General features: G+C 40.6%; 22 protein-coding genes and 1 tRNA gene. 13 read left to right on the forward strand and 10 right to left on the reverse strand.

Annotation, left to right across the window (positions count from 1 at the left end; genetic code table 11):
• Window positions 1-297: 297 nt before the first annotated feature.
• The 3 genes from acnA to DCO56_RS00305 all read left to right on the forward strand — a co-directional run bounded on the left by acnA (window position 298) and on the right by DCO56_RS00305 (window position 5532).
• Window positions 298-3066 (forward strand): aconitate hydratase AcnA, encoded by a 2769-nt coding sequence (acnA, locus tag DCO56_RS00295; RefSeq protein WP_181390417.1) that lies wholly within the window; start codon window positions 298-300, stop codon window positions 3064-3066.
• 305 nt (window positions 3067-3371) lie between these two features.
• Window positions 3372-3938, forward strand: coding sequence for a pentapeptide repeat-containing protein (locus tag DCO56_RS00300; protein ID WP_108631799.1), 567 nt, complete (start codon window positions 3372-3374; stop codon window positions 3936-3938).
• A gap of 208 nt (window positions 3939-4146) precedes the next feature.
• A complete protein-coding gene (locus DCO56_RS00305; RefSeq protein WP_108631800.1) occupies window positions 4147-5532 on the forward strand; it encodes a WG repeat-containing protein in 1386 nt (461 codons plus the stop codon).
• 113 nt (window positions 5533-5645) lie between these two features.
• On the opposite strand, the gene DCO56_RS00310 is transcribed toward DCO56_RS00305, so the two are convergent.
• The 3 genes from DCO56_RS00310 to DCO56_RS00320 form a co-directional block, all read right to left on the reverse strand.
• The gene (locus DCO56_RS00310; RefSeq protein WP_108631801.1) at window positions 5646-6161 is read right to left on the reverse strand and encodes a hypothetical protein; all 516 of its coding nucleotides are present in this window, start codon (window positions 6159-6161) and stop codon (window positions 5646-5648) included.
• Window positions 6162-6248: 87 nt separating this feature from the next.
• On the reverse strand, window positions 6249-6932 hold the full coding sequence (locus tag DCO56_RS00315) for a dihydrodipicolinate reductase C-terminal domain-containing protein (RefSeq protein ID WP_108631802.1): 684 nt from the start codon (window positions 6930-6932) through the stop codon (window positions 6249-6251).
• A 297-nt stretch (window positions 6933-7229) separates the two neighbouring features.
• Window positions 7230-8114 carry a DUF808 domain-containing protein gene (locus tag DCO56_RS00320; RefSeq protein WP_108631803.1) on the reverse strand — a complete coding sequence of 295 codons (885 nt, stop codon included), beginning with the start codon at window positions 8112-8114 and terminating at the stop codon, window positions 7230-7232.
• A gap of 132 nt (window positions 8115-8246) precedes the next feature.
• On the opposite strand from DCO56_RS00320, the gene DCO56_RS00325 reads away from it, so the two are divergent.
• The 4 genes from DCO56_RS00325 (at window position 8247) to DCO56_RS00340 (ending at window position 11745) form a co-directional block, all read left to right on the forward strand.
• Complete coding sequence (locus DCO56_RS00325) at window positions 8247-8804, forward strand: DUF4256 domain-containing protein (RefSeq protein ID WP_108631804.1); 558 nt, start codon at window positions 8247-8249, stop codon at window positions 8802-8804.
• 43 nt (window positions 8805-8847) lie between these two features.
• The gene (locus tag DCO56_RS00330) at window positions 8848-9708 is read left to right on the forward strand and encodes a DUF6265 family protein (protein WP_219929278.1); all 861 of its coding nucleotides are present in this window, start codon (window positions 8848-8850) and stop codon (window positions 9706-9708) included.
• A 123-nt stretch (window positions 9709-9831) separates the two neighbouring features.
• The gene (locus tag DCO56_RS00335) at window positions 9832-10290 is read left to right on the forward strand and encodes a GyrI-like domain-containing protein (RefSeq protein WP_108632879.1); all 459 of its coding nucleotides are present in this window, start codon (window positions 9832-9834) and stop codon (window positions 10288-10290) included.
• Between the two features lie 225 nt (window positions 10291-10515).
• Entirely contained in the window at window positions 10516-11745 is a 1230-nt protein-coding gene (locus DCO56_RS00340; protein WP_108632880.1) for a chloride channel protein, read from the forward strand.
• Between the two features lie 83 nt (window positions 11746-11828).
• On the opposite strand, the gene DCO56_RS00345 is transcribed toward DCO56_RS00340, so the two are convergent.
• The 3 genes from DCO56_RS00345 to DCO56_RS00355 all read right to left on the reverse strand — a co-directional run bounded on the left by DCO56_RS00345 (window position 11829) and on the right by DCO56_RS00355 (window position 14926).
• Entirely contained in the window at window positions 11829-13250 is a 1422-nt protein-coding gene (locus DCO56_RS00345; protein WP_108631805.1) for an RtcB family protein, read from the reverse strand.
• Window positions 13251-13365: 115 nt separating this feature from the next.
• The gene (locus DCO56_RS00350; RefSeq protein ID WP_108631806.1) at window positions 13366-14460 is read right to left on the reverse strand and encodes a slipin family protein; all 1095 of its coding nucleotides are present in this window, start codon (window positions 14458-14460) and stop codon (window positions 13366-13368) included.
• A 403-nt stretch (window positions 14461-14863) separates the two neighbouring features.
• Window positions 14864-14926, reverse strand: a tRNA-Asp gene (locus DCO56_RS00355).
• Window positions 14927-15456: 530 nt separating this feature from the next.
• Here DCO56_RS00355 and DCO56_RS00365 point away from each other — a divergent pair.
• Window positions 15457-16053, forward strand: a complete 597-nt coding sequence (locus DCO56_RS00365) for a hypothetical protein (protein WP_108631808.1) — start codon at window positions 15457-15459, stop codon at window positions 16051-16053.
• A 94-nt stretch (window positions 16054-16147) separates the two neighbouring features.
• Here DCO56_RS00365 and DCO56_RS00370 read toward each other — a convergent pair whose 3' ends face one another.
• Together DCO56_RS00370 and DCO56_RS00375 are read right to left on the reverse strand one after the other, a co-directional pair.
• Complete coding sequence (locus DCO56_RS00370; protein ID WP_108631809.1) at window positions 16148-17410, reverse strand: amidohydrolase; 1263 nt, start codon at window positions 17408-17410, stop codon at window positions 16148-16150.
• A 76-nt stretch (window positions 17411-17486) separates the two neighbouring features.
• Complete coding sequence (locus tag DCO56_RS00375; RefSeq protein ID WP_219929279.1) at window positions 17487-18377, reverse strand: helix-turn-helix domain-containing protein; 891 nt, start codon at window positions 18375-18377, stop codon at window positions 17487-17489.
• A gap of 179 nt (window positions 18378-18556) precedes the next feature.
• Here DCO56_RS00375 and DCO56_RS00380 point away from each other — a divergent pair, with 179 nt between their 5' ends.
• Genes DCO56_RS00380 through DCO56_RS00390 form a run of 3 tightly spaced genes read left to right on the forward strand, consistent with a single transcriptional unit; the run spans window position 18557 to window position 20775 of the window.
• The gene (locus tag DCO56_RS00380; protein WP_108631810.1) at window positions 18557-19177 is read left to right on the forward strand and encodes a hypothetical protein; all 621 of its coding nucleotides are present in this window, start codon (window positions 18557-18559) and stop codon (window positions 19175-19177) included.
• A gap of 2 nt (window positions 19178-19179) precedes the next feature.
• The gene (locus DCO56_RS00385) at window positions 19180-19542 is read left to right on the forward strand and encodes a hypothetical protein (protein ID WP_108631811.1); all 363 of its coding nucleotides are present in this window, start codon (window positions 19180-19182) and stop codon (window positions 19540-19542) included.
• A gap of 57 nt (window positions 19543-19599) precedes the next feature.
• Window positions 19600-20775, forward strand: a complete 1176-nt coding sequence (locus tag DCO56_RS00390) for an oxygenase MpaB family protein (RefSeq protein WP_108631812.1) — start codon at window positions 19600-19602, stop codon at window positions 20773-20775.
• Here the strand turns inward: DCO56_RS00390 and recR are convergent.
• On the reverse strand, window positions 20772-21386 hold the full coding sequence (recR, locus tag DCO56_RS00395) for a recombination mediator RecR (protein WP_108631813.1): 615 nt from the start codon (window positions 21384-21386) through the stop codon (window positions 20772-20774). The two genes, DCO56_RS00390 and recR, sit on opposite strands and share 4 nt — an antisense overlap.
• Window positions 21387-21502: 116 nt before the next feature.
• Between recR and DCO56_RS00400 the strand changes: the two genes are divergently transcribed.
• On the forward strand, window positions 21503-22207 hold the full coding sequence (locus DCO56_RS00400; protein ID WP_165309629.1) for an LOG family protein: 705 nt from the start codon (window positions 21503-21505) through the stop codon (window positions 22205-22207).
• Between the two features lie 746 nt (window positions 22208-22953).
• On the opposite strand, the gene DCO56_RS00410 is transcribed toward DCO56_RS00400, so the two are convergent.
• Window positions 22954-24399, reverse strand: a complete 1446-nt coding sequence (locus tag DCO56_RS00410; protein WP_181390419.1) for an exonuclease domain-containing protein — start codon at window positions 24397-24399, stop codon at window positions 22954-22956.
• 200 nt (window positions 24400-24599) lie between these two features.
• On the opposite strand from DCO56_RS00410, the gene DCO56_RS00415 reads away from it, so the two are divergent.
• Complete coding sequence (locus DCO56_RS00415; RefSeq protein WP_108631816.1) at window positions 24600-24881, forward strand: GNAT family N-acetyltransferase; 282 nt, start codon at window positions 24600-24602, stop codon at window positions 24879-24881.
• Window positions 24882-24988: the final 107 nt, after the last annotated feature.

Raw genomic sequence — 24988 nt, forward strand, 5'->3', positions numbered from 1 at the left:
AACAAATATCAACGTTCTCCAACGCAACGCTGGCTCCAGCTGATCCGCCAATTTTATCGTTCCGCGGATACCAAACGGTTTAAAAACCGTCTGATTAAAAGAATTAAATCTTGACACCACACAATATAATCAACTAATAATCAAACATTTAATCCAAATAAAATATTAATCCGAGTTTTCCTGATCCGAATGGCTGCTTTTGTACAGTTCAACAACTGAAAGAAATAATATGTCTAAAAGTTATTACAAACAAATTTACGGATATGGTTATTATATAGTATATAATAAGTAATCAATATGAGCAAGGAAAAATCAACTCAGGAAATCGAAATCGATGGAAGAGTGTATCAGTATAGCTCCTTAAGGGATCTACCAGAAGGTAATATTGAGCACCTCCCATTCAGTATCCGAATTCTTCTGGAAAATGTATTACGTAATCATGATGGATTTAGTATAACGGATGAACATGTCAGCACGTTGATCGGCTGGTCTCCGCAACCCGTTGATAAAGATATTCCATTTAAGCCGGCACGCATTCTGATGCAGGATTTTACGGGCGTTCCTGCTGTTGTGGACATGGCTTCCTTAAGGGCTGAATTTATTCGACATGGCAAGGATGGACAGAAGATCAATCCGGCAATTCCGGTTGATCTGGTGATTGACCATTCCGTGCAGGTGGATTATTTTGGAACAGAATACTCCTACGACAAAAATGTCGAATTGGAATATGAGCGCAATCGGGAGCGTTATGAGCTTTTAAAATGGGCGCAAAAAGGTTTAAAAAATTTCACTGTCGTGCCGCCGGGAATGGGAATCTGTCATCAGGTAAACTTAGAATACCTTGCCAAGGGTGTTATTGCCCGTGATAATTGGCTTTTTCCGGACACCTTGGTGGGTACCGATTCACATACCCCGATGGTGAATGGTATCGGTGTTCTGGGCTGGGGTGTGGGTGGCATTGAAGCTGAAGCCGCCATGCTGGGACAACCCATCTTCTTCACCTGTCCGGAAGTAATCGGACTCAAACTTACAGGCAAAATTCCGGATATCTGTACCGCAACTGATATGGTTCTTTCGATTACAAAAATCTTACGCGATAAGGGAGTTGTCGGAAAATTTGTTGAGGTCTTCGGAGAAGGATTGGATACACTATCAGTGACAGACCGCGCCACCATATCCAATATGTCGCCCGAATTTGGCTGTACAGTCACCTATTTCCCCATAGATGACCGTACGCTGGAATATATGCACAGTACCAATCGAACTGAACAGGAAATTAAAATTGTCGAAGAATACTGTAAGCGCAATTTGCTCTGGCGCACGGGAAAGGAACAGATCTCCTACTCTTCGGTAGTGGAATTTGACCTAAACACACTAGAACCGACAGTCTCAGGCCCCAAGCGCCCACAAGACAAAATTTTGGTCAAGGATCTAAACCATAAGTTTTCACAGCTTTTAGATAGCGAACACCATAGGCAATATGTTCCAATGCCACAGCGTTCGGAATCAGCCTGGCTTGCAGATGGTGGATCAGGGACCGAATTTACTTTTGGGAAGGTTCCGGTTGAACATGCTTCTCCCCATGAAGTTATTTCAGAGTCCATACATGCCGTACGCATCAAACACAATCACAAGGAATATATTGTCAGCGACGGCAGTATTGCTATTGCCGCCATAACAAGTTGTACCAATACCTCTAATCCGACTGTGATGATCGGTGCTGGTCTATTGGCCAGAAATGCGATCGAACGCGGTTTGCGCACAAAATCCTGGGTGAAGACCTCACTGGCCCCGGGTTCAAAAGTAGTAACCCAATATCTGGAAAGATCAGGCCTGAATGCAGATCTTGATGCACTAAGATTTCACACCGTAGGTTATGGTTGCACTTCCTGTATTGGAAACTCAGGACCACTCCCGCCCCAAATTGCTGAAGCAGTGGAGAAAGGGGAATTGATTGTTGCCTCGGTACTGTCAGGAAATAGAAACTTTGAAGCACGTGTACATCCGCAGGTAAAAATGAACTTTTTGATGTCTCCAATGTTGGTTGTTGCCTATGCCCTTGTAGGTCGAGTGGATATCAATCTAATGGAAGAACCATTGGACTATGATCCAAATGGCCAACCGGTTTATTTAAAAGATATCTGGCCAAGCCGCGAAGAAATCACCAAAACAGTTAACGAATGCGTCAAACAATCTGATTTTCAGGAAGTATATGACGTTATTTTTGACGGATCTACGGACTGGCAAGATCTGGAAGTAAACCTTGACCAGAATTATCAATGGGACAATAACTCAACCTACATCAAAGAATCCCCTTTTTTTGAAAACTTACAGGCAGTTCCACAGCCGATCGAGGACATCAAAAATGCCCGAGTATTGCTTTATTTAGGGGACTCTGTTACAACCGACCATATATCGCCGGCAGGTTCTTTTAAGGAAGATACCGCAGCCGGAAAATACCTAAAAGCCCATCAGGTGAATAGAGAAGATTTCAACTCTTATGGTTCTAGACGTGGTAATCATGAAGTGATGATGCGTGGAACCTTTGCCAACGTGCGCATTAAAAACAAAATTACCGATCAGGAAGGTGGTTTCAGCCGGTATTTCCCAACAAATGAAGTAAAAACAGTCTATGATACAGCAATGGAATATCGCAAAACCAATACGCCGCTGATCGTTTTGGCCGGAAAAGAATACGGTTCAGGATCTTCCCGGGATTGGGCAGCCAAAGGCACATTTCTCCTTGGTGTACGGGCGGTTATTGCCGAAAGCTTTGAACGTATACACCGAAGCAATCTGGTGGGTATGGGAGTAGCACCGCTTGTCTTTATCAATGGAGAGAACGCCGAAAAGCTGGGACTTGACGGTACTGAAACCTATACCATCACTGGCCTGGCGAATGAACTAACACCGCATAAACTTTTAGATGTAAAAGCTGTTCACGAAAATGGAAAAACAATCACGTTTCAGGTCAGAGCAAGACTGGATTCGGCTATCGAAATCGAATACTTTAAAAATGACGGTATTTTACAGTATGTATTAAGGCAATATTTAAAAAACAATTAATTTGGTGCCTTATTGACCAATATCGAATTTGCAAATAAAACGGGGCACGATATATCGCGCCCCTTTCACAACCTATATAAAAACCTACCAGAGTTCTATTTAGACAACTATTTCTCGCCAACACAAAAGGAAGCTTGGCAACTTGCCAAAGTTACATCCCATAATAAGGGATTTTTCTCCCTGAAGTCAGCCATTTTTGGCCTCGGGGCAATGTAAGGGATTAAATCGGTTATACTTCCATTATCAATGATAAAAATGTATTTTCGTCTGCGGTCAATCCCGATATTTACGTAGACAGACAAATCATGGAAGAACTGGTAGAGCAGACTATTTCGAATGCAAACTTCAACAAAGAATTACAGCAAATTACAGAATTTTATAAATGCACATTTGAGTATTGCGATTTCCAAAACGCTGCAATGGTTGATCTGATGTTTACAAATTGTGAATTTAAATCCTGTAATTTATCCAATATAAAATTAAAAGGAACACAATTGGATCATGTCATTTTTCAGGACTGCAAGATGTTAGGTATCCAGTTCAACGAATGTAGTTCATTCTCTTTTCATATCGAAATGAAGAATACCACATTGGATTATGCTTCTTTTTTTGAACGTAATATGAAGAAATTCAAATTTGAACAGTGCTCATTGCAACATGTTGATTTTGAAAAAGCCAACCTCCAACAGGCAATCTTCAAAGATTGCAACTTCCTGAACGCACGGTTTGAGCAATGCAATCTGGAAGGCTGTGACTTTCGGACCTCGGTCCATATCCAAATGGATCCCGAAGCCAATCGGATGAAAAAGAGTAAATTCGAACCGGAGCAACTACCGGGTTTATTGGCAAAATATCAATTGTTGATCGACTGAGCGGAATTTTTGATATTGCGCGCGGCAAATGTCCTTAAGCAGCAATCGGCTAAATAACGGATTTCAGGGATAAAAGAGCTTATCTTAAATCATCATATTTGCCTATCAATTTTAGGTAGATGATCCTATCATGCGCTTACAATGGCAACTATACGTTGTGCATACAAGCTCATGACCGTTTCCTCACCGCTAAAAGCAAATTATTCTGATGAAAAAAACATTCTTATCATTAGCAGTTTTGATGGCTGCCAGCACAGTATCTCTCGCACAGATCAATAAAGCGTTTAAAATCGATTATGCCATTGTGGTTACAAACGCTAACAGCGGTACCGAGCAGGAAGCTCCGGTCTCCTTGTATGAGGCTTATGTCAGTAATGACAAGATAAAAGTGGTCTCCTCAGCGGATGGACAGGAATCTATTTTTCTGGCTAAAAAGAATGAAGATAAGTCGACCATACTCTATCCGTCCTTATCGAAATACATCGTACACGAAGATGAAGCAACTTCCTTCTCGATCAAATTGGTTCCGGGCCAAACTAAAAATATCGCCGGTTACCCTTGTAAGTTGGCACAGATCGAACTTCCCAATATAGAAGATATCGAGGGCAATAGCACCTTATCCATCTGGTATAGTGAGAAACTGCCTGTTATCTATTGGGAGGGTTTTGATATTTTCAAAAAGATTCCCGGTGGCGTTTTACAGGTAACCACGCCGCTGGGCGTAGATATTGTGGCACAAAGTGTAGCGAACAGCCAACTGAATGACAACGATTTTATCGTTCCAGAGGATTATGATCAGGTAGATTCCATCTACGGCGAAGAACAGGAGGGTGAAGAAAACAATCAGATGGCCGAAAACCTATACTTATTTGAGGATAGTACTTCCGGTCTTATGGGGTTACAGGATGATGCGCAACAAATCGTCGTGCCAGCACAGTATCATTACATTACACCATTTGTCGGTGAGGTAAGTGTTGTCCAGTTTAAAAATGAGAAATATGGTGCAATCAATCTTACGGGGAAAACCGTGATCCCTTTTCAATACGATTATTTAAGCTATGACGATAATTCGGAACAGTTTCTATTTGGAACAAATGAAAAATATGGTATTCTGGACAAGGCAGGTAAAGTACTTATCCCGGCCAATTATGATATGATTTCATTTATCAATGGTGGTTACGCTGTTTTTCAGCAAAATGAAAAATACGGAATCCTAAATCAGGCCGGAAAAATCGTTGTACCGGCAAGCTATAGCTTCATCTCGGAGAATAATGGCACACATTTCATTCGTGTCGAAAATGACAAATACAGCCTGGTTGACATAAAAACAAATAAGGTCCTAACGCCAGCCTATGATTTTATTTCAATAACCGAAGAACCAAATCTTTTCCTTTCGAGTAAAGATGGTAAGTACGGTTATTTGAATGGCCAGGGGAAAATTGCCATTCCTTTTATCTACAGCGGCGCAACTTCCTTCAGCGATGGTTTAGCATCGGTCACAAAAGAGGGATCCGATGATGTTATCCTAATCAATACAAAGGGTGAACAGGTCGAATTGGACGCCGCAGCCGAAGCAGTCGCAGAAGAAATCTAATTCATATACACTTTTTTCAAAAAATAAAGAGGCTGACTTGTTTTGAGGCAGCCTCATCCATTACGTATATCATAATATAGCATAATAGGACCTCAAACATACCTCGCTCGTAATCAGTCTTTTTCAAAGAATACATTATTGTACTTGGGTGAATAAAATACCAAATAGAATCCCCATGCATTTCGATATATGGTCGGATCTGAATCAAGGATATGATGCGTCGGAAAGTCCATGTAGAGTTTTAAACGTGCGGAACGATAAGGGGTGATTGTTTCAATCTTTCCGCGATAGATCTCGGAGACCTTATTGGCCCTTAGGACCTTGAAATAAATTGAATCGTTGCTTTTTATTTCAAAAGTATACGTATTGTACTGCCAATCTGTTTGCTCTCCGGGAAATAAGTCGCGTTTGACATGGTATGTACCATAATAGTCTTCTTTTTTCAGGATCTTCGGAGCAGTGACCCACTGGATAAATAGGGATAACAGGCTAAGGAAAATGGCTCCAGCAATCATCGAGACGATTGCCTTTCCAACGAAGCGATTTCCTGTGAGAATGAAGTATAATATCAAAATCGCCAAAACCGGGGCAAAGATATATACAAAGACTAAGTTAGCTCCAAATCCCATATTGAAAAAATGCTATCATAGCGAAAGAAATTTAAATAGCTTTATTCTTTATCTGCTGTTTGAATCCGCTTCAAAACTGAGCATTAATTACAATAAACCCATATCTACTAAATCCAGTACTGTATGTCTTTTATTGGCCAATTTATTCTTTAAACAGACTTCAATTATTTTTTTAACGCCATTTGAATAAGAATCATGTCCGAGGACCTTGGTTTCAATCTTAATTTCATCATTTTTATCTTTGATGACAATCTGGTGGTAGGCGTGCTTTTCTAAGTGGGCAACAGGGATATTGATCTTATAGGCCTGTGTTTTTGCGTCTCGGATAGAGATAACGCGCTCGTGAGGGACATGTAAAGAATTGGCAAAATGATAGGCGGTACCCGGCTCAGTCGTTTTGGAGGATTGATGTGACTCCATAATGGATATTTCATAGTCCTTGAAATTATGGCCAAATTGTTGGAGCATAAAAAGTGTTTTTAACAATAGTATGGACGTATTTGGGCAGATAACGAGCGGAAAAGCTGTCTCGAGCTTCTCGGTCGCCAGCCCCGTCGACAGTTCGATTAACACTGAGCCTGTGCGCGCACAAAAATCAAGACAATCTTTCAGTTCACGGCCCGATCCAGCATGTATAACGATAGATGGCGATGTCGTTGTATTGGACGCTTGCCATGGAAGAAGTTCGACAGTGGGAATGGAAAAATCTGCTTTCAGTATAGCGTTTGCCAGTTTTCCTGACCCAACTACAAATGCTTTTTTATTATTCATATTGTTTGTTTTGTCAAAAACATCTGGTATCCTTTTGACTATAAATCGATAAAATAATACCAGATGAATTTGTAATGCGTAAAGGTTGTTCTTAAACCTAAGCTGATATACTGAATATTACACACAATTGATTCGACTACGGTCATAACATTGCTTAGCATTTTCATGTTGGGCTCGACCATCTCTGTCCAAGTAGGTCTGTCTTGATAAGTAACGCATTAAATGTGAATGACCGTATTCAAGTTACCTCTTTTTTTGAGACAGTCGGTTTATTTTTATGAACTATTTTTTCAGCAATTACGTCGCGCTTGCGATCTTCTTTTTGCCAAAAATTTTCTTACCAATCGTGAAAAGTAGCACTGCAATAATGCCGCCCCCAAGTCCAAACAAAAGTTCTTTGACTATCCCCGGAAAATCAGGCAAGGCATGATGAAGAAAATCAATGTAATGGGTAAAAATACCGCCCGAAACCAAAATTAGGGCAATGGTACCTACCACGGCTAACAATTTGATAATAAAAGGAAGGGCTAACACCAGTAGTTTACCCAAGCTGGCCAATGGTCCTTTTTCGTTCGCGCTTTTGATCAACTTATATCCAGCATCATCCATCCGAACAATTAATGCAACGATACCATACACGCCTACCGTAGCAAGAAGAGCAACTACACAAACGGTAATAATCTGCAAAGTCAGACCTTTATCCAGCACTGTTCCCAAGGCGATGATAACGATCTCCACAGAAAGGATAAAATCTGTTGTGATTGCCGCCTTGATCTTCGACTTTTCAGCTTCCATATCATTCTCTGCAATAACTTCTTCGGTGTTTGTTTCACCTTCATGGTGCTTCCGATGAAACAAATATTCGATAATCTTTTCAACCCCTTCGAAAGCCAGATAAAATCCGCCCAAAATCAAAATGTATTTGATAGCGATCGGAAAAAAGACGTTCAACAACAAAGCTATAGGGACGATAATCAGTTTATTGATGAGTGACCCTTTGGTAATCGCCCATAGGACAGGTAATTCCCGAGATGCCAAAAAACCTGTTGCTTTTTCCGCATTCACGGCCAAATCATCACCCAAGATTCCTGCTGTTTTTTTTGTCGCTATCTTGCTAGCAACCGCAACATCATCCATTAAAGCTGCAATATCATCTAAGATTGCAAATATTCCTGAAGCCATATTTTATTTAAAATTTGAACGTAAAAATATAAATTTAATTCAATTCGTAAATAAGTAATTTAACGGGATTGCCATAATCGCCTATAAACAGATCTATTTAATTGTGTATTTTAGATACAAATTATACCAAATATGAAAAAATCACTTTCAGCGACGGAGCATACCGCATTATTAAACGTACTTAAGACCAGATTCGAGCATAATATGAAAAGGCATCAGCAACTCGTTTGGGAACCGATACAGCGAAAAATCGAAGCAAATCCAGTCAAGGCCTGGAGTTTACAGCAAATGGAACTGAGCGGTGGTGAACCTGATGTTATTGGCCTGGATCCAATCAGCAATGCTTATCTATTTGTCGATTGCGCTACAGAAAGCCCAAAAGGAAGAAGAAGTCTGTGCTTTGATCAAGCCGCACTGGATTCCCGAAAAGAAAATAAACCTGCCGACAGCGCAGTAGAAACAGCCAAACAAATGGGTGTCGAACTACTGACGGAAGAACAATATCGACAGCTGCAAACTTTGGGAGAATTTGATCTAAAAACATCAAGCTGGATACAGACCCCTGCCAACATCCGCCAACTCGGAGGTGCCCTATTTTGTGACCGGCGCTATAATCATGTGTTCACCTACCACAATGGCGCGATCTCTTATTATGCCGCGCGTGGATTTAGAGCTATACTACACCTTTAAATAACACGAATAAACTACCCGTTTAACATAATTTAAGCTAGAAATGAAAAAATCAATAATCGTATGGCTTAGTTTTTTCTGCATCTTTTTGTCCAGGTCAGTATCCGCACAAAGCCCCTTTCCCACCTTTCTCCAAGGCACCTGGAAAGTAGTGAATAAAGACAGTTACGAACACTGGAACCAGGTCAGCGACAGCGAATTAAAGGGCATGTCCTATGCGATAAAAAATGGTCAGAAAATAATCAGTGAGTACTTAAAAATTAGAAAACTGGGCAATAAAGTCATCTATTCGGCGCTAGTGATCGGTCAAAACAACGGAAAAGAAATAGATTTCGAATTAAGCTATAAGGACAGCACCTATTCGTTTAGCAATGTTGCCCACGATTTCCCCAAGCACATACGCTATACCAGACTTGAAGGCGATCGTCTGCACATCTCAGTTGAAGGAAAATCCGGAGAAGGACACACTTTTGATGTCCATAAAATAATAAATGAGTTACCTAGCGAAAACACAAAATATGACGGGAGCTTAGCAAACAAACTTGGCGCAGACGACTATGGCATGAAAAGCTATATCTTTGTTTTATTAAAAACCGGCCAGAATAATACTACGGATAAACAACTTATTAACGAAAGTTTTAAAGGGCATATGGAAAATATCGCCCGTTTGGTAAAGAATGGCCAGTTGATCGTGGCAGGCCCATTTGGCAAAAATGACAGCAGTCTTCGGGGGCTATTTATTCTGAATAATATCACTACAATTGAACAGGCAAAGGAGCTTCTACAAACAGATCCCACGATCAAAAATGGACTTCTGGAACCAATGTACTATACTTGGTATGGATCAGCAGCGTTAGCTGAGTACCTCCCTTTTTCGGAAAAGATATGGAAAAAAGCACATTAATTTAAAGCACCGGATAAAGTTTCGGTTGTATTTGATCGCCAACAATAATTTTTTATTTCAGTGATTCCTGATGACAGACTGTTGTCAGTTGGCGGATCTAATTTTGGAGAAAAGATAAAACGCATGAAAAACAGATCTATTCCTTCTTTTAATATTATTGGAATTGCAATCAGGACAAGCAATCAGGACAGTCAGGCCGCCAAAGATATTCCTGATCTCTGGGCTCGATTTTTTGAAAATGATATCATGAACCGGATTCCAAACAAGGTCTCCAATGCACTCTATTGTGTTTATACGGAGTATGAAAAGGATCACACACTACCTTACACCACTTTGTTGGGCTGCAAGGTTGCCCATCTCGATGATGTCCCGGATGACATGGACGGTATACGTATTGAGGAAAATGTCTACCATCATGTCGAAGTTGAAGGAAATCTGGAAGCGGGCATTGTTTACGACGCATGGCTGAATATCTGGGAAGCCGATCTTCCGCGTGCATTTTCAGCAGATTTTGAAGTTTATGGAGAAAACGCACAAAATCCCGAACAAGCTAAAGTTGATATTTTCATTGGGCTCCAATAAGCAAAATCACGGAATAACACCCACCGGGACAATAACAGCTCAATTTGTTAAACCCTGACAACATGAACGGCTCCGCCAACCAATGTAACAATAGGTATGTCGGAGCCGCCTTGCTTTTATTTTCGCCAAAATATCTTTTACCTTTGTGCCGATTTAAAGCAAAATAATATGCAGGCCACCACCACACATCGCAGGAAAATTGTTCGATATAGCTACCTTAAATTAATGGGAAGTTCGGTTTTTGTGAGCGTGATCTGTTGCTTATTGGCCTATAGCCTCAAACATATCACGGGCTATGTTCAGGAAAGAATAGCGGAAAGCGTTGTACAACTGGATCACCGACTATTTATCATCTTGCCCAGCATCGGCATCACAGCAATATATTTTCTCCGGAAGTATGCTTTTCAAAATAGAAAAAATAAAGGGATCAAGGAGATTTACACGACACTTGAAACACGGAAAGATCATCTGCCTTTTTTTAAAATACCATCCCATTATATCAATGGCTTTTTGACCGTTATTTTCGGTGGATCAACAGGGATTGAAGTCTCGACGGTAGTAGCAACGGCAACTGTAGGAAATCAAGCCTATAAACGCCTCCATCCCGCTTGGGCCTATAAGACGGAACTGATCTGCGCCGGTGTTATCGCTGGAGTGACATTATTGTTTGGCAGCGCATTGGGCGGTCTGTTATTTGCCCTTGAAGTTATTTCCAGAAAATGCAGCAAAACACTAATGATAAGCGGTATCAGTTCGATGCTTGTCGCTTCTCTTTTTGTTTATTATATAGATGCAGCTCCCCTATTTCACTTCGCGGCAAAGCAATGGCGGTGGCAGGCAATCCCTTATATTATCATTCTGGCATTAATAGCCGGTTTATTGGCACTGTATTTCACTAAAATTGTAATCTATGCAAAATCGTTCTTTGCCGGAATAAAGAATAATTTTATTCGGGTCAATTTGGGAGCAATCACCGTGGGCCTACTGATTTTCTTTCTGCCGCTATTGTATGGTGACAGTTATCATGGTCTAGGGGAAATCCTGGAGCGTAGTTTGCATGGATCGGTCAATTGGTTATACATTCTCCCATTGCTTTTGTTAGTGCTGTTAAAACCGTTGGCGGCAGCGCTTACCTTGGGCGCTGGCGGTGATGGTGGCGTCTTTGCACCAAGTATTGTAACAGGTGCATTGTTTGGTGTCTTTTTTGCACAATTCTGCAACCATTATCTCGGCACCCAGCTCATTATCATTAATTTCGCCTTGTTTGGCGCAGCTGCCATGCTTTCGGCAGCCATCCATGCTCCTTTTACAGCAATTTTTATTGTTGCGAGTATTGTTCCTTCAGGCTATATACTATTTGCGCCGTTGCTGCTGTCCAGTCTTGTCGCTAAACTCCTTGCCAAAAAGATCTACCCTTATAATGTGTACACCTACAAGGAAGTTGCCCATAGTTAATGGCCAATTCCCTTTTATAAGGAAATAACAAAAAAGCAGTTTCATTTATCAATGAAACTGCTTTTTCAACAAAGTAATCCATGCTAGTCCTCACGGCTACCATCGTCTGCCATACGGACAATCTTTGGTGAGAACTTAGCCACGATATCCACCAATTCCTCTTGGGAGGCCATGACAGTATGAATGTCTTTGTATGCCATAGGCGCTTCATCCATCCCCGCACCCAATAAAGTAATGCCCTGTTCAGTCAGAATATTTTTCAGTTCAACGGACGAAAGCGTTTTGATCGCCTGCGTACGGCTCATCAAACGCCCCGCGCCGTGGGAAGCCGATTGGATCGCCGCCATCTCTCCCTTTCCGCGAACCAAAAACCCCGGCGTTGCCATGGAACCGGGAATAATCCCCATGACGCCTTTTGCCGCAGGAGTAGCACCTTTTCGGTGTACCACAACCTCTTGGTCATTCCAGCGTTCTTTCCATGCGAAATTATGATGGTTTTCAATTTTCGCCAGTAGCTCAGCGCCCAAAGCAGCTTTTATCTTTTCGTGGATAACTTCGTGACAGGCAGAAGCGTAATCACCGGCCAGATTCATTGCCAACCAATACTCCTGTCCTTCCATTGTATCTAAGTCCAGATAAGCCAGATGCTGGGCTTGATAAGGCAGTTTACATAAAGACTTGGCCAATTTGGTATAGTGAGCAGCCACGGTAGCCCCCAATCCTCGGGATCCGGAATGTGTCAGTAAGCCCAGGTAAACTCCTTTCTCAATATTCAGTACTTCATCCTTTTCATTGAATTCCACAATTCCAAATTCCACAAAGTGATTGCCGCCCCCCGAAGAACCTAACTGCGTCCATGCTTTATCTTTTAACGATGCAAGCAGATTATTCTCCGAAAACAAGGTGTTTTCCAACACTACGTGCTCCACGCGTTCGTGCTTCAGATACCCATTACCGGCGCCAAATCGCGTATGTTTCAGGATAGTTTCCTTTAATGTATCGGTATGTGTGTCCAAAAGGGACGCCGGCAGATCAAATATGGACAGGGCCATTCGACAACCAATGTCAACCCCTACGCCATATGGGATCACCGCATTATTGGTGGCCAGTACACCGCCGATCGGCAGGCCATAACCTTGATGGGCATCCGGCATTAATGCACCGGCAACGGTAACAGGAAGCTTCATCGCGACTTTCATCTGCTCCTTGGCTCCCGCTTCAATTTCAGATTCTCCATAAATGGTATATCCCATGGGATTTTCATTTAGGGCAATCAGGGAGGCATCTACTGCATCCTGGCCTAATATGGCATGCGCAAGTACACTGAATATCGTATCCTCCACATATTCGGACGGATTTTCCAGCACAGCTTTAAATTTGTCCAGCATTTCCGTTTTCGTCAAACCATGTCGCTTGCTGTTGATTTTCAAAGCAGCACCCAATGTATGATTTTCTTTATATCCCAATGCAATCAGGTCATTGCCGTTGATTCTTTTATTTTCCATTTTTTATCTTTTTGTTATTGAGGGGAATCAATCGAATTCCAAACAGGTGGCAATAACCTCTTTACAATTGCCACCTGCACCTCTTTTTTTCCACTTTATTTACTTTCTATGCCCGTTATTTAACAAACAATTGCTTTAACTGATCGACAATCTGTCCATTTCCTGAAACAGATATGCTATTGATCTTTTCCGCGATTTTTTCTACATATTCCATTTCTTTCAATTTAAACAACATGTTGTTTTCCTCCATAAGTTTCGCCGTGTTAAGCAAACTTCTTGTGGAGGCGGTTTCTTCACGCCGCATAATAATATTTGCCTGTGCCCGTTTTTCCGCGATCAGCACCTGATTCATAATATCACGGACATCTCCGGGAAGAATAATATCTTTGACACCGCAAGTCAATAAGCGTAGCCCTAATCCGGCGATATAAGCAGTGGTATTTTCTAAAATATAGCTGCTAATCTCGGTCTTCTTCTCCATCAGTTCGTCCAAAGTCATTTGCCCGATATAGGTACGCAGATTTAACTGCATCACCGCATACAATTGCTTCTCATACTCTTTATGATCCAACAGCGATTTCACGATATCCACGATTTGATATTGTAACGTGAAATTGACCCGTATCTGTGCTTTGTCCCGCGATAGAATCTCTTGTCCAACCACATCCAAGGTCAACACACGCATATCCGCTTTTGAAACTGCGATTGTTTTTGCATTCTTCCACCAAAAATATGTTCCCGGATTCAAAATTTCCGTAAACACGCCATCAACAAAAAGTAAGCCCTTCTCGTTTGGCTCCACTTTATATTGGCGGATATAGTATGCCAAGGTTTGCTTTTCGAACAATTGACGGTTGACAGAAACCGGTATTTCGATTTCCGAAATATCCTCCAATTGAAATTTACGTGACTGCAGACCTTTCCAGAATATATGCCTACCTGCCGCCAATGTCTTCTCAAAATTATTGTTTAAGAAAACCAGTGCAATGGCAGTATCCTCCACTTCGACAATGTCAACCAGTTCACGAAAGCCCTCCAGCAGCAGGAGCACATCAATGTTGTGGTTGGACGGAAATGAATGCGCCCTATTGTATAGCTCCAGATTTTCGCCGAAACCCAACCAGTATTTACCGGTTTCCAATACACGGATGACTTGGTTATTCTTAACCACCAATCCAATTTCATTGACATTGACTTGTACTCTTTTCATACTATCTTTTGTTTTATACTATTATCTAATGAAAAAACCTGCTATTATTTGTCCATCGATGCAGGGCGGAATCAAAAAGAGCCCATACAGATCTTTACACTTAGAAACTTCAAGACGGCTAGCACCGCTAGCTGTTATCCGCTCTTCCTGTATCGGCTCTGTATGAGATGTTTCCGATCACAGGCCCATCATCAACTGTCCCGAAGAGAAACAAAGCACTCTCCGGAACCAGACAAATTATAGCAAGCTTTAATTAACTGACCTTTTTAAAGAAGGTTAACTTTCAAATCCAGAACCTAAATTCTGTGCAATACCCTTATGCTATTCCATCCGAAAATGGAAGTGGGATTCGAACCCACACGGTTGAGTTGTTGTTCTAACCAAGCTGAACTATCCTGATTGCTCAGGAGCAGGAGTCGAACCTGCGACCTACAACGACAATGCCATGCTCTACCCTTGAGCTACCCCTTTCGGGGGAAGGATTCGAACCTTCATCCCTGGCAATCTTCTCTCATGCTTTTCATCTTATCAGTATATTGAATCCCCATCGGATACAACACTATCCTGCTATACAGAAACAGGAGACCGGGATGCAAATCAAAACCTGAGAGTATTTTCGTGCTCCCTTCAAAGAGAGGCACATATCTTAAAAGCATTTTGCTATTATTTTCATCAAAGAACATTTATCATCGCTGACATGACAAAGATCGCATAGCGAATATGCAGGTAAACTGCGTAGTATAATTAAACATCAAAAAAATAACAAATAAAATCACAACTTATTGATAATGAGTTATAAAAAATTAAAACCAAGATCTCATCTAAGAGCCACCAAGTGGTAATGCGCAATTAGAATGCGTAGACAAGAAGAAGACAAATCGTAGTTGACGCACATGAACGATTCGAAAGCAAAAAATATCACTGAAATCCATGAGAACGACTTCCGATATAAATACTAATTTTACGTCTGCATAAACAACATGAATTCATCCTAAAATGAGTATAAAAATATTTTCGGCGATATTGGCTGTATTGCTTGTCACCGCAGGCTGTACGGGCTCAGACAATACAAATAACCCTGCTAGGGAAATGCATAGAAACGAAAAAAAAATCTTGTTATCGGACAGTACAAAAAACAATGATCGGGTCGCGTCAAAAACAACTGCAGATCCGGCCAAAGAATGGCTGGAAACCATTTTTCGCTGCGAAGACGGAAAGTCCGGGAAGTATTGTTATTATTTAGACAAGGAAGAGATCATCTGTACGGCACGTTTCACGGAATTTCTACAGGATGCCAATGAAATTTATGGCCCTTCCAATCTGACAGATGCCGAATTACCCGAAGCGGAAGCGCGATATAAAGCCAAATGGAAAAATATTTATCCCCTCTATACACAGGAAATGTGGTTATTTGGCCGAGGCAATGATGATGCATTAAGAATCAATAGCGTCCTTATCAAAAAGTTAGACACAAATAAATACAGTATATTTATTGACTATGGTGATAATATAAAAACGCAAAATGAAGTACAGCTAGTTATTGAAGAGAATAACTATAAAATTGATTATTGCAAGACAAGCTTTGCACAATAATGGCACTATAAAAAACAGTTGAGCTGATCTAAAAAAAGCCACTTTCTATTTTTGCATATAAAAAGTGGCTACATCATATTATAAATAAGTGTATTTAAGTCGATTGAATAGGCAGCGAATGATGCCATTTTACAATATTGCCCTTATGCAACAGTCCGTCTACAGCAGAGATCCTGGATACTGCCTCAGCGGAACAGCTCGCATCCAACAATAGGAAACTTGCCTCATCACCTACATTTGGCCATGTTCTATTGCCTTTATCATCTAAAGGTAATTTCCCATTTGTAGCATAACGCAAACAACGGGATAGATCATATTCCGTTTCATAGCCATACAACTGTGCAGCAAGATTCGCTTTTTGCAGCATATTTCCACTACCGAAAGTTCCCCAATGATCCTGTACATTATCATTTCCCGTCAACACCTCTACTCCTGCCTTGCGTAATTGCGGTAATGGCATGAGCATATTCCGAAAAGGAACCGAACTGGCAATGCCGACTTTGGCTGCCGCCAAACGCTCGGCAGTGTATTGCAGATCCTTTGGAGACATATAGCCCAACGCAAAGGCATGACTGATAAATGTACGTCCCTGTAGCTCCGGATTCTCAAGTGCTTTATCTATTAAATAATGAATGGTTTTAACACCGGACTCTCCGCCCTCATGCAAGTGAATATCAATTCCCTTTTTGTTGTCCAAGGCTAATTGAACAGTAAAGTCCATCGGTTTTTCGATACTTCCGTCTATACTATAAGGATCTAAACCGCCTATAAAGTCAACTTTGTCCCAAGCGGCAATTTCACGCATCAGTCCAGTTGAATCGGTGTAATATAATCCATGTTGCGGGAAAGCAACCAATTCCGCACCAAAAGATGCTTTCACCTGTTCCAGCGCCCTGAGCAGATGTTCCAGTGATTTAGTACCCGAAGTCGGGTCAACGTTAAAGTGTGTTCTTGCAAAATGAGTTCCATAGCCTTGTAACAGCATAATTAGTTTTTCCGCTCTTTCCACCGACGTCTTGAGGAGTTCGGGGATAATTTCCTGCTCACGTGCAATCATATCCTTCACCGTCCTGTTTTTAGGAAATACGGCTTTCCAAGGAAGACCGTATAACGTTTTATCCAGATGGATATGCATATCCCTAAAGGTGGGTAAAGCAAGTTTTCCATTGGCATTGAATGGTCCTGTTCCATCACCGGTTTGGGCCGGCCGAATTTCCTGTATTTTTCCATCCGTTATCGTTATGGAAAAAAGCGCGGTATCAGTTCCGATAATTTGTCCTTCCCGGTAAAGAAACCCTGTTTCCAACCGTACATTTTCCAGTGTATACTGCTCGCTGCGCTGAATTAATTCGTTCATGAAAATATCATTTTTTTCAAAACTAGGCTATTTAAGGCTTTCCGCTTTGTAGATATTATCACATCATTTGTAAATATTATGGCTGAGCCCTAAACTGGCTGGGTGTCATGTTCGTATGGTTCTTGAAAAACTTACTAAAACTGGCATTGTCATAAAAGCCCAGATCAAAAACAATATCCTTAACAGACTTATTCGATATTTTCAGCAACCTCTTGGCTTCCAGCAATATCCGATCCTGAATTAAAGCAGAAGCCGATACCTGAAAGATTCTGTTGCTCAGGACATTCAGATAATTGGCAGAAATATTTAATTTATCCGCATAAAATGCTACAGAGCGTTCAGCTTTATACCAACAATCGATCAATTGCACAAATTTCGCAATGATCGGGTTATCCTGATATTGGTCATAATCGTTAAAATTGTCCGAAACAAATTTACTAATCAGCAATGCGATTACTTTGACCCTGGCGTAGATGAGTTCCCATAGAATTTCTTTTTCTTTCAAGTCAGTGGAAACAGCCCGGAATTCCTGTTCCAATGCCTGATACCCCGGCTCGGATAAAGTAATCACCAAATGCCGCAAATAATAGGATACCGGAAAGCGCAATGCTGGCAAAAGGCTTTCAAACCACGACCTGCTGATCATCAATTGCAACCCTTGTGTAGGGTCTGTCATCGACCATTGATGTACCTGCCCCGGAAATACGAGATGTAATTGATGCGCTCCTAAACTAAATGTTTCAAAGTCCACAGTATGCGTGCCAGTTCCTTTTTCAAAGAGCAGTAAAATAAAAAAATCGTGCTTGTGAGGTTCATCAATCTCCCGCTTTCCGGTTAATTCATGAAAAAGTAAATCACGGTCGGACATTATTCCATCGTAGAATTTCTGCAGATTTAATATTGGGAAATGGTCAGTAGGATGATGCATAAACAGGTTCAAAGATAAATCATAAATCCTGGAAAACATAAAATCGCGTATCTGTTTTAAACATTGCATGAATTTTCCCCCAATTCATGGGTTTAACGCAAAAATATAGTTACTTTGATTTCAGTTTATAGAAAATCAAAGGTTGCACAGGAAAAAATCCTATTTAGAACGAAAAGCAACCAACCGGGTTTTCAAATAGCTTTAAAAAAGTTTTTAATATGCAGATTGAAATTGATCATAATTTTTATGAAATCGTCAGCTGGAACAAAGATTATATTCAGATCCAGGGAACATATTCTCCCTATCGTATCTATGCCCCGCCCTATTACGATATTGCCTCTTTGAAGCAATATATCAAGCTCAATCCTCCGGTACATCAGGAAGAAGATCAATCCTATTCCTATCTTGAAAATCCTTATTATCTGTTCAAAACTCCTTACCTTGTTAAAGTTTTTTCGACGATATCTCCTGCTACCATTGAACTTAAATCAAGTAGCATCCGGGTTTATCAACGAAAGAATGTAAACACCTTAAAATTACTCAAAGCATGGAGTATGGATCTTTTATACAATGAATTAATCAAAATGGTATCCTATTGGGAAGAGCAACTGGATAACTATGCGATCACGGCTGTACGTTTAAGTAAACGATCGAACTCGTATTATAAAATCGAAGGCAACGAGATCTGTTTTTCCTCCCGATTGATTGATCTTGATAAAGAACAGTTGAATCTGATCGTTTTGGCAGCATTTTGTAAATTTTCTAAAAAAACCAAGAAAGAATCCGAAGCTATTTATAACTTGTACATCCCCAATTGGAGGGAGTTTAATGTATACTAAACATGGCAGAAACCGCAATACAATTGACAGTCGCAGTAGACGGTAATTTTGACCCACTGATTGATGATTCCGTACAGTTTTCGAAACTATTAGGTCCTGAGCAACGACTCCTGATTGACGATCATGTCGTTAATCAGCTGGAAGATAAAGATGGCGCTCCGGCCCTGAGCGATTTTAGCATCGGAAACATCACATTTGATCGCCTCTCCTCAAAAGGCTCCTTTCGCGTTCATTTTAAAATTTCCAGACAGTTCTGCTGTAGTGACATTACGTCCTGTCAGACAGATTATATGGACTTCACCTTCACAAAAAGAGGGCAAAAAATTGATATAACGGGATCCTATGTATTGTGGACAATCCAATAGGTACCAGGTCTTGAACTGAGAACAGGAGAATTCAAGTCCTGTATATTTCTATCAAAAATGAAAATTCCCGATCGCTATAAAGTTAACACAACCTCTTTTCACTTTTACTGGACAAAGGGTATTGGTGCTAGTCTGCTAACTAAATTGCCAACCACTCCAGATCTGGCTCATGCAACACAATTTATACCTTTGTTATACCAATATGACAAAGCCTGTGACCAACTGGTGGAACATTTGCATCTGAAAATTGGTTTCGCAAAGGGACAGCAACTGATTCGGGACTATTTGCGCGGTAAAGCTATTGAAGCCGATTACGTTGGACTGATTTCGGAATTCATGGCTACACTACCCCTCGAACCGGAGTGGCTCGACCGACAAAAAATAGAGCAGGGAATCGAACTCAGTCAACGCTCGGGACTAACCGGACTTATTGTATTACGGGATTACTGTCTTATGGGCGGCTACGAATCCAGTGCGATCAATAAACCCCTGATTTTTACAGGAGCACTGAAAAAAGGTGCGGTAAAGCGTTTAACGGAAACCGTTACATTTTGGGTTGATGTTACGGCCAATGATGCATTGAAAAAAGGCGGTATCGGTATAGAGGCCATTCTGTTAACCAGATGCATCCATTCATTTGCCCGATTGAATATATTGAAACATAATGATTGGAATTCTGATAAATGGGGCATTCCTTTAAATACCTGGGATATGCTGGCAACAAACTTAGGTTTTTCATTAGTTTATTTAATCGGACTCAAACAAATGAAATTCAATTTGTTAAACAATGAAATTAACGGCATATTTCATCTCTGGAAATATATCGGAACTTTATTGGGCATTCCATTGGATCTCCTTCCGGATTCGGAGGAGGAGGCCATAAAATCGCTGTACTATTGGACAATGACCCAAAAAGAAGGTGATAAGGATAGTGTCGCACTCGCTCAGGCTCTAATGCAAGAACCAGTAAACGCGGCATATCCAAGAAGCAAATTTGGTAGAAAACTCATGCGGGAAGTTCATTTGTATTATAACAACTATCTTTTAGGAGCTTATTCCTGCGCGTTGTTGGGACTGGAAAAAACGACTATCGGCAAAATTGCCTACTTCAACATCCTCAAAAACAAAAAAGCAAACAGTCAAATCCTAAACGATAAAGTAAGGCAGCAACAGATAAGAAAAGGCCGAAAAGTTCATGAGGGAGTCAAACAGATCTATTTGACGTACAACTAACCTACATTTCGTTCGTAGGGTACTCTCGTGGCAATCGATCTGCCCAATGTGAGCTCATCGACATATTCCAGCTCACCTCCAAATGCAATACCACGTGCGATTGTCGTAATCTTAATATCAAATTCACGCAACTTACGGTACAGATAAAAAATCGTTGTATCGCCCTCCATTGTTGCCGACAATGCCAGAATAACTTCCTCTACACCACCTCGTTGAATACGATTGAGTAAACCTTCAATTTTAAGATCAGCCGGACCGATACCATCCATGGGCGAAATCAGTCCGCCCAGCACATGATAAACGCCCTGATAGGAATTTGTATTTTCAATGGCCATGACATCACGTGTATCCTCCACGACACAAATTGTGCTTTTATCCCGCTTGAAAGAACTGCATATTTCACAAGTCGAATGGTCCGAAATATTAAAGCACTCCTGGCAATACTGAATATCTTCTTTCAATCGGTCAATAGCGGCAGTAAAACGGGCCACCTCAGGATCGGACTGCTTCAATAAATGCAAGACCAGCCTTAGCGCTGTCTTTTGTCCCACACCCGGCAATTTACCGAATTCCGCAACCGCGTTCTCAAGAAGTTTAGAAGAAAAATTCATAATGCAAATGTAAGAATAATCGCAAAAAGTAGCTAGTATTAAAAAAATAGCTATATTGTATTCCTTTTTGAAAAAAATGGGTTTTAGAAATTAAATGTATAACGTTATATATGGACATTACAAAAGAAGATAAAATTATCCGCGCTTTTGAGAACAAAACATGGCAGGAAATTAAGGTTAAAGATTCATGGCAGATTTTTAAAGTCATGTCAGAATTTGTGGACGGGTTTGAAAAATTGGCTAAAATTGGCCCCTGTGTATCCATATTTGGTTCGGCACGTACACCGCGTGAACACAAATATTATCAGATGGCGGTAGATATCGCTGCCCTACTCACTGAACGCGGTTATGGAATTATATCTGGAGGTGGACCGGGGATCATGGAAGCAGCGAATAAAGGTGCCTATGAGTCTGGCGGAAAATCCGTGGGCCTGAATATTGAATTGCCATTTGAACAGTTTCACAACAAATATATTGATCGGGATAAATTGCTTGAGTTCAAATACTTTTTTGTACGAAAAGTAATGTTTATGAAATACTCCCAAGGTTATATCGTTATGCCGGGGGGCTTTGGAACAATGGACGAACTCTTTGAAGCGATTACCTTGATTCAAACAGGTAAGATTGCACGCTTCCCTATCGTATTGGTAGGTTCAGAGTATTGGAAAGGCTTAATAGACTGGGTGCAAAATACCATGCTGCAAAACAAGTATATCAGTGAGGAAGATCTGAAACTTTTTCGCATAGTCGATACAGCGAAAGAAGCTGCCGACCATATTTTCCGTTTCTATGACAAGTATTTATTGAAACCAAACTTCTAAATAGTCAAAATATTATATCAAAATGAGGAGCACCCGAAAATCGGGTGCTCCTTTTTATTTTAATTTTCCTCTATTGTCAAGCTAGTTTTGGTTGGTCCGTGTTGTCTCTCAAAAGAATGGCATCTATATCGAAATCTTGATACAAGATCCTAAGCGAAGGTAAATACCACGGATAATCTATTGTTGTAGATTATGAATAATAAGAGACAAAAAAAGGGCCTAGGCCCTTTTATATATAAAGATATGGATAAGATATACCGTAGCTACTTTTAGAAAACGCCCCATATTTGTTTGCTAATTCCGCCATTACAGTATGCTGAGGCTAAAATAGAACAAATTAACTCTATAGAGAAAAAAACAAGGGGGGACAAAGGGGGGACAAATCACAAAAAACTGAAAAACAAACAATTACTATTATCCAACAAAACATTAAAAAAGCACTTTTTAACTTCTCATCGGATCCAGCCTAGAGCCACGGCCGCTGTATTCTGTATGAACAATAAAGAAAATTAGCTGCTAGACACAAAAAAGAAGACCTGAGGTTGGGAGCCCCAGGTCTTAACTAACCAATTATTAACCTAAATTATGAAAAGTCTTTTTATTATTCTATACAGGGAATATTTCAACTATCAGACCAAAAAAAAATGTCGGCTTCTATTTCACATTTTTTTAACAAATTACTGAGATTGTTATGACGAAGTCTGTTGCTAATGTTCAGTTTGGCAAATTATAGCATGCCATCCCGACTAATGGAAGAGCCTATCAGAAGTAATTTTGTCATAGTTACTGACAGGTTCCGCTGCGACAAGGCCCATAGGATTATTATTCATGAAATGTACCTTATTTGGATATCTTTCGGCCATCTGTCGTACCAGTTCCAACATATAATGATTGCTAGGATACACCTTAACCTCTGCTCTGATATCATTAAGACAAGCAAACTGACCATACTGATCGATATAACCCATGCCATAAAATCGTCCATTTTCAATAACAATACAGCTTTTTTCTTCGACATTCCGACCCTGATCTATAAATACATAAGAAGGCCTCCGCTTCGACCATTCATCTATACAACGTTCTATCCGCGTATTATGCAATTCACGATCAGGCAACTCACCCCGAATTGTGGATTTAATTGACAAACTGGCAGTGCCAAAATGACAAAACTGGACATCAATTTCACCTTCTTTCATAAAGGATTGCAACAACTGAATAGCGTCATATTCCCGCTGAAACAACTGAATACAGTCCTGAACGCGATTCATTTTACCAATTGCCAAATGGAGGTAACCATTTTGGTCCTCATAAGAAAATAAGGCAAATTTTGGCTCATAACGTTTGAGTGCCCGATTATATTTAGGCCACAGCCGTTTAATTTCAGCGCATTCCAGCAACAGGGACATAAGTTCCGTTCCACAGCGTTCATAACTGATGTGATAGATCTCTTTTAAAAAATTTTGCCGTTGTGCCTGAATATTGTTACCTGTAAAATGTGACGATACCCGCTTCTTGATGTTGACGGCTTTTCCCACATAGATTACTTTTCCATTTCTATCGTGAAAATAATACACACCGGGAGCATCCGGGAGCTGCTCAAACTCCCTAAGATTTAAATGTGGTGGAAAACGCTGATCAATAGCCTTATGTTTGATCATTTCCTGAAGGACCTGAGCTGTATCCAATGCGCGGAGATACCCAAAAAGGATCGCTGTCGCATCCGCGTCACCGCCTGCACGATGCCGATTTTCAATCGGTATATCCAGATAATCACACAAACGACCCAAACTATAAGATAATAGCCCGGGCTTGATCTTACGGGCATAACGCACTGTACATAATTTAATTGAGGACCATTCTATTCCTGCCTCCTGCAGTTGAAAACGAATAAAGGAGTAATCAAAATTGACATTGTGCGCAACGAAAACCCGATCTTTCAATAAAGCGTGAATATCCGAAGCAACATCCTCAAACATTGGCGCATCTTTAACCATGTCATTGTCGATGCCGGTCAACGCAAAAATAGAATTGGGAATTTCTATCCCCGGATTTACCAAAGTCTCCCAACGATGCAGTACCCGATTACCATCGTGTATAACGATCGCAATTTCAGTGATCCGACTGGATTTTGCATTCCCGCCCGTGGTCTCAATATCCACAATGGCAAATTCTTGTTTTTTGCTTCGATTCATAGTCATTCTCAACACAAATATACTAACATTTTTAGTAGAAGCATACTTTTTCAAAAGTTTATTAACAAAGGGAGTCCCCAACCTATGATCGTTTGGTCAATTTTCGGCAATATTCAACAGAATCAACAGTACAGGAAGGTTGTTGATTTGAATTTGTTTATTTTGTAGCTACTTTTAGATAACACATTAAATCATAATCAATGGAAGTAATACATAAAAACGACGAAAAACATGGCAGTTTTGAGGTAGTAGATCAGGAAAAATCAGTCGCGCAAATGACATACACCTGGGCTGGTCCAACAAAGTTTATCATTGACCATACTGAAGTCAGCGAAAACTACACAGGTAAGGGATTAGGCAAGCAAATGTTAATGACCGCAGTTGCTTTTGCCCGAAAAGAACATCTCAAAATTCTTCCCCTATGTCCTTATGCAAAATCTGTCTTTGACAAAGAGGCGGAATTAGCTGATGTGCTTTTTTAGTCCAAAGAGAAAACATAAAAAGCAGGTTAACCTATCATTGAAAGAGCTAACCTGCTTTTATTATTTAGACAGAGACTTTCACTGAAACCTTTCTGCGGATATAATAG

It is taken from the genome of Sphingobacterium athyrii (assembly GCF_003071065.1).
Taxonomy (GTDB): Bacteria; Bacteroidota; Bacteroidia; order Sphingobacteriales; family Sphingobacteriaceae; genus Sphingobacterium; species Sphingobacterium athyrii.

Bases quoted from the DNA above. Each gene is read 5' to 3' on its own strand.
- acnA (WP_181390417.1), top strand. From the start codon at position 298: ATGAGCAAGGAAAAATCAACTCAGGAAATCGAAATCGATGGAAGAGTG.
- DCO56_RS00300 (WP_108631799.1), top strand. From the start codon at position 3,372: ATGGAAGAACTGGTAGAGCAGACTATTTCGAATGCAAACTTCAACAAA.
- DCO56_RS00305 (WP_108631800.1), top strand. From the start codon at position 4,147: ATGAAAAAAACATTCTTATCATTAGCAGTTTTGATGGCTGCCAGCACA.
- DCO56_RS00310 (WP_108631801.1), bottom strand. From the start codon at position 6,161: ATGGGATTTGGAGCTAACTTAGTCTTTGTATATATCTTTGCCCCGGTT.
- DCO56_RS00315 (WP_108631802.1), bottom strand. From the start codon at position 6,932: ATGAATAATAAAAAAGCATTTGTAGTTGGGTCAGGAAAACTGGCAAAC.
- DCO56_RS00320 (WP_108631803.1), bottom strand. From the start codon at position 8,114: ATGGCTTCAGGAATATTTGCAATCTTAGATGATATTGCAGCTTTAATG.
- DCO56_RS00325 (WP_108631804.1), top strand. From the start codon at position 8,247: ATGAAAAAATCACTTTCAGCGACGGAGCATACCGCATTATTAAACGTA.
- DCO56_RS00330 (WP_219929278.1), top strand. From the start codon at position 8,848: ATGAAAAAATCAATAATCGTATGGCTTAGTTTTTTCTGCATCTTTTTG.
- DCO56_RS00335 (WP_108632879.1), top strand. From the start codon at position 9,832: ATGAAAAACAGATCTATTCCTTCTTTTAATATTATTGGAATTGCAATC.
- DCO56_RS00340 (WP_108632880.1), top strand. From the start codon at position 10,516: ATGGGAAGTTCGGTTTTTGTGAGCGTGATCTGTTGCTTATTGGCCTAT.
- DCO56_RS00345 (WP_108631805.1), bottom strand. From the start codon at position 13,250: ATGGAAAATAAAAGAATCAACGGCAATGACCTGATTGCATTGGGATAT.
- DCO56_RS00350 (WP_108631806.1), bottom strand. From the start codon at position 14,460: ATGAAAAGAGTACAAGTCAATGTCAATGAAATTGGATTGGTGGTTAAG.
- DCO56_RS00365 (WP_108631808.1), top strand. From the start codon at position 15,457: ATGAGTATAAAAATATTTTCGGCGATATTGGCTGTATTGCTTGTCACC.
- DCO56_RS00370 (WP_108631809.1), bottom strand. From the start codon at position 17,410: ATGAACGAATTAATTCAGCGCAGCGAGCAGTATACACTGGAAAATGTA.
- DCO56_RS00375 (WP_219929279.1), bottom strand. From the start codon at position 18,377: ATGTTTTCCAGGATTTATGATTTATCTTTGAACCTGTTTATGCATCAT.
- DCO56_RS00380 (WP_108631810.1), top strand. From the start codon at position 18,557: ATGCAGATTGAAATTGATCATAATTTTTATGAAATCGTCAGCTGGAAC.
- DCO56_RS00385 (WP_108631811.1), top strand. From the start codon at position 19,180: ATGGCAGAAACCGCAATACAATTGACAGTCGCAGTAGACGGTAATTTT.
- DCO56_RS00390 (WP_108631812.1), top strand. From the start codon at position 19,600: ATGAAAATTCCCGATCGCTATAAAGTTAACACAACCTCTTTTCACTTT.
- recR (WP_108631813.1), bottom strand. From the start codon at position 21,386: ATGAATTTTTCTTCTAAACTTCTTGAGAACGCGGTTGCGGAATTCGGT.
- DCO56_RS00410 (WP_181390419.1), bottom strand. From the start codon at position 24,399: ATGAATCGAAGCAAAAAACAAGAATTTGCCATTGTGGATATTGAGACC.
- DCO56_RS00415 (WP_108631816.1), top strand. From the start codon at position 24,600: ATGGAAGTAATACATAAAAACGACGAAAAACATGGCAGTTTTGAGGTA.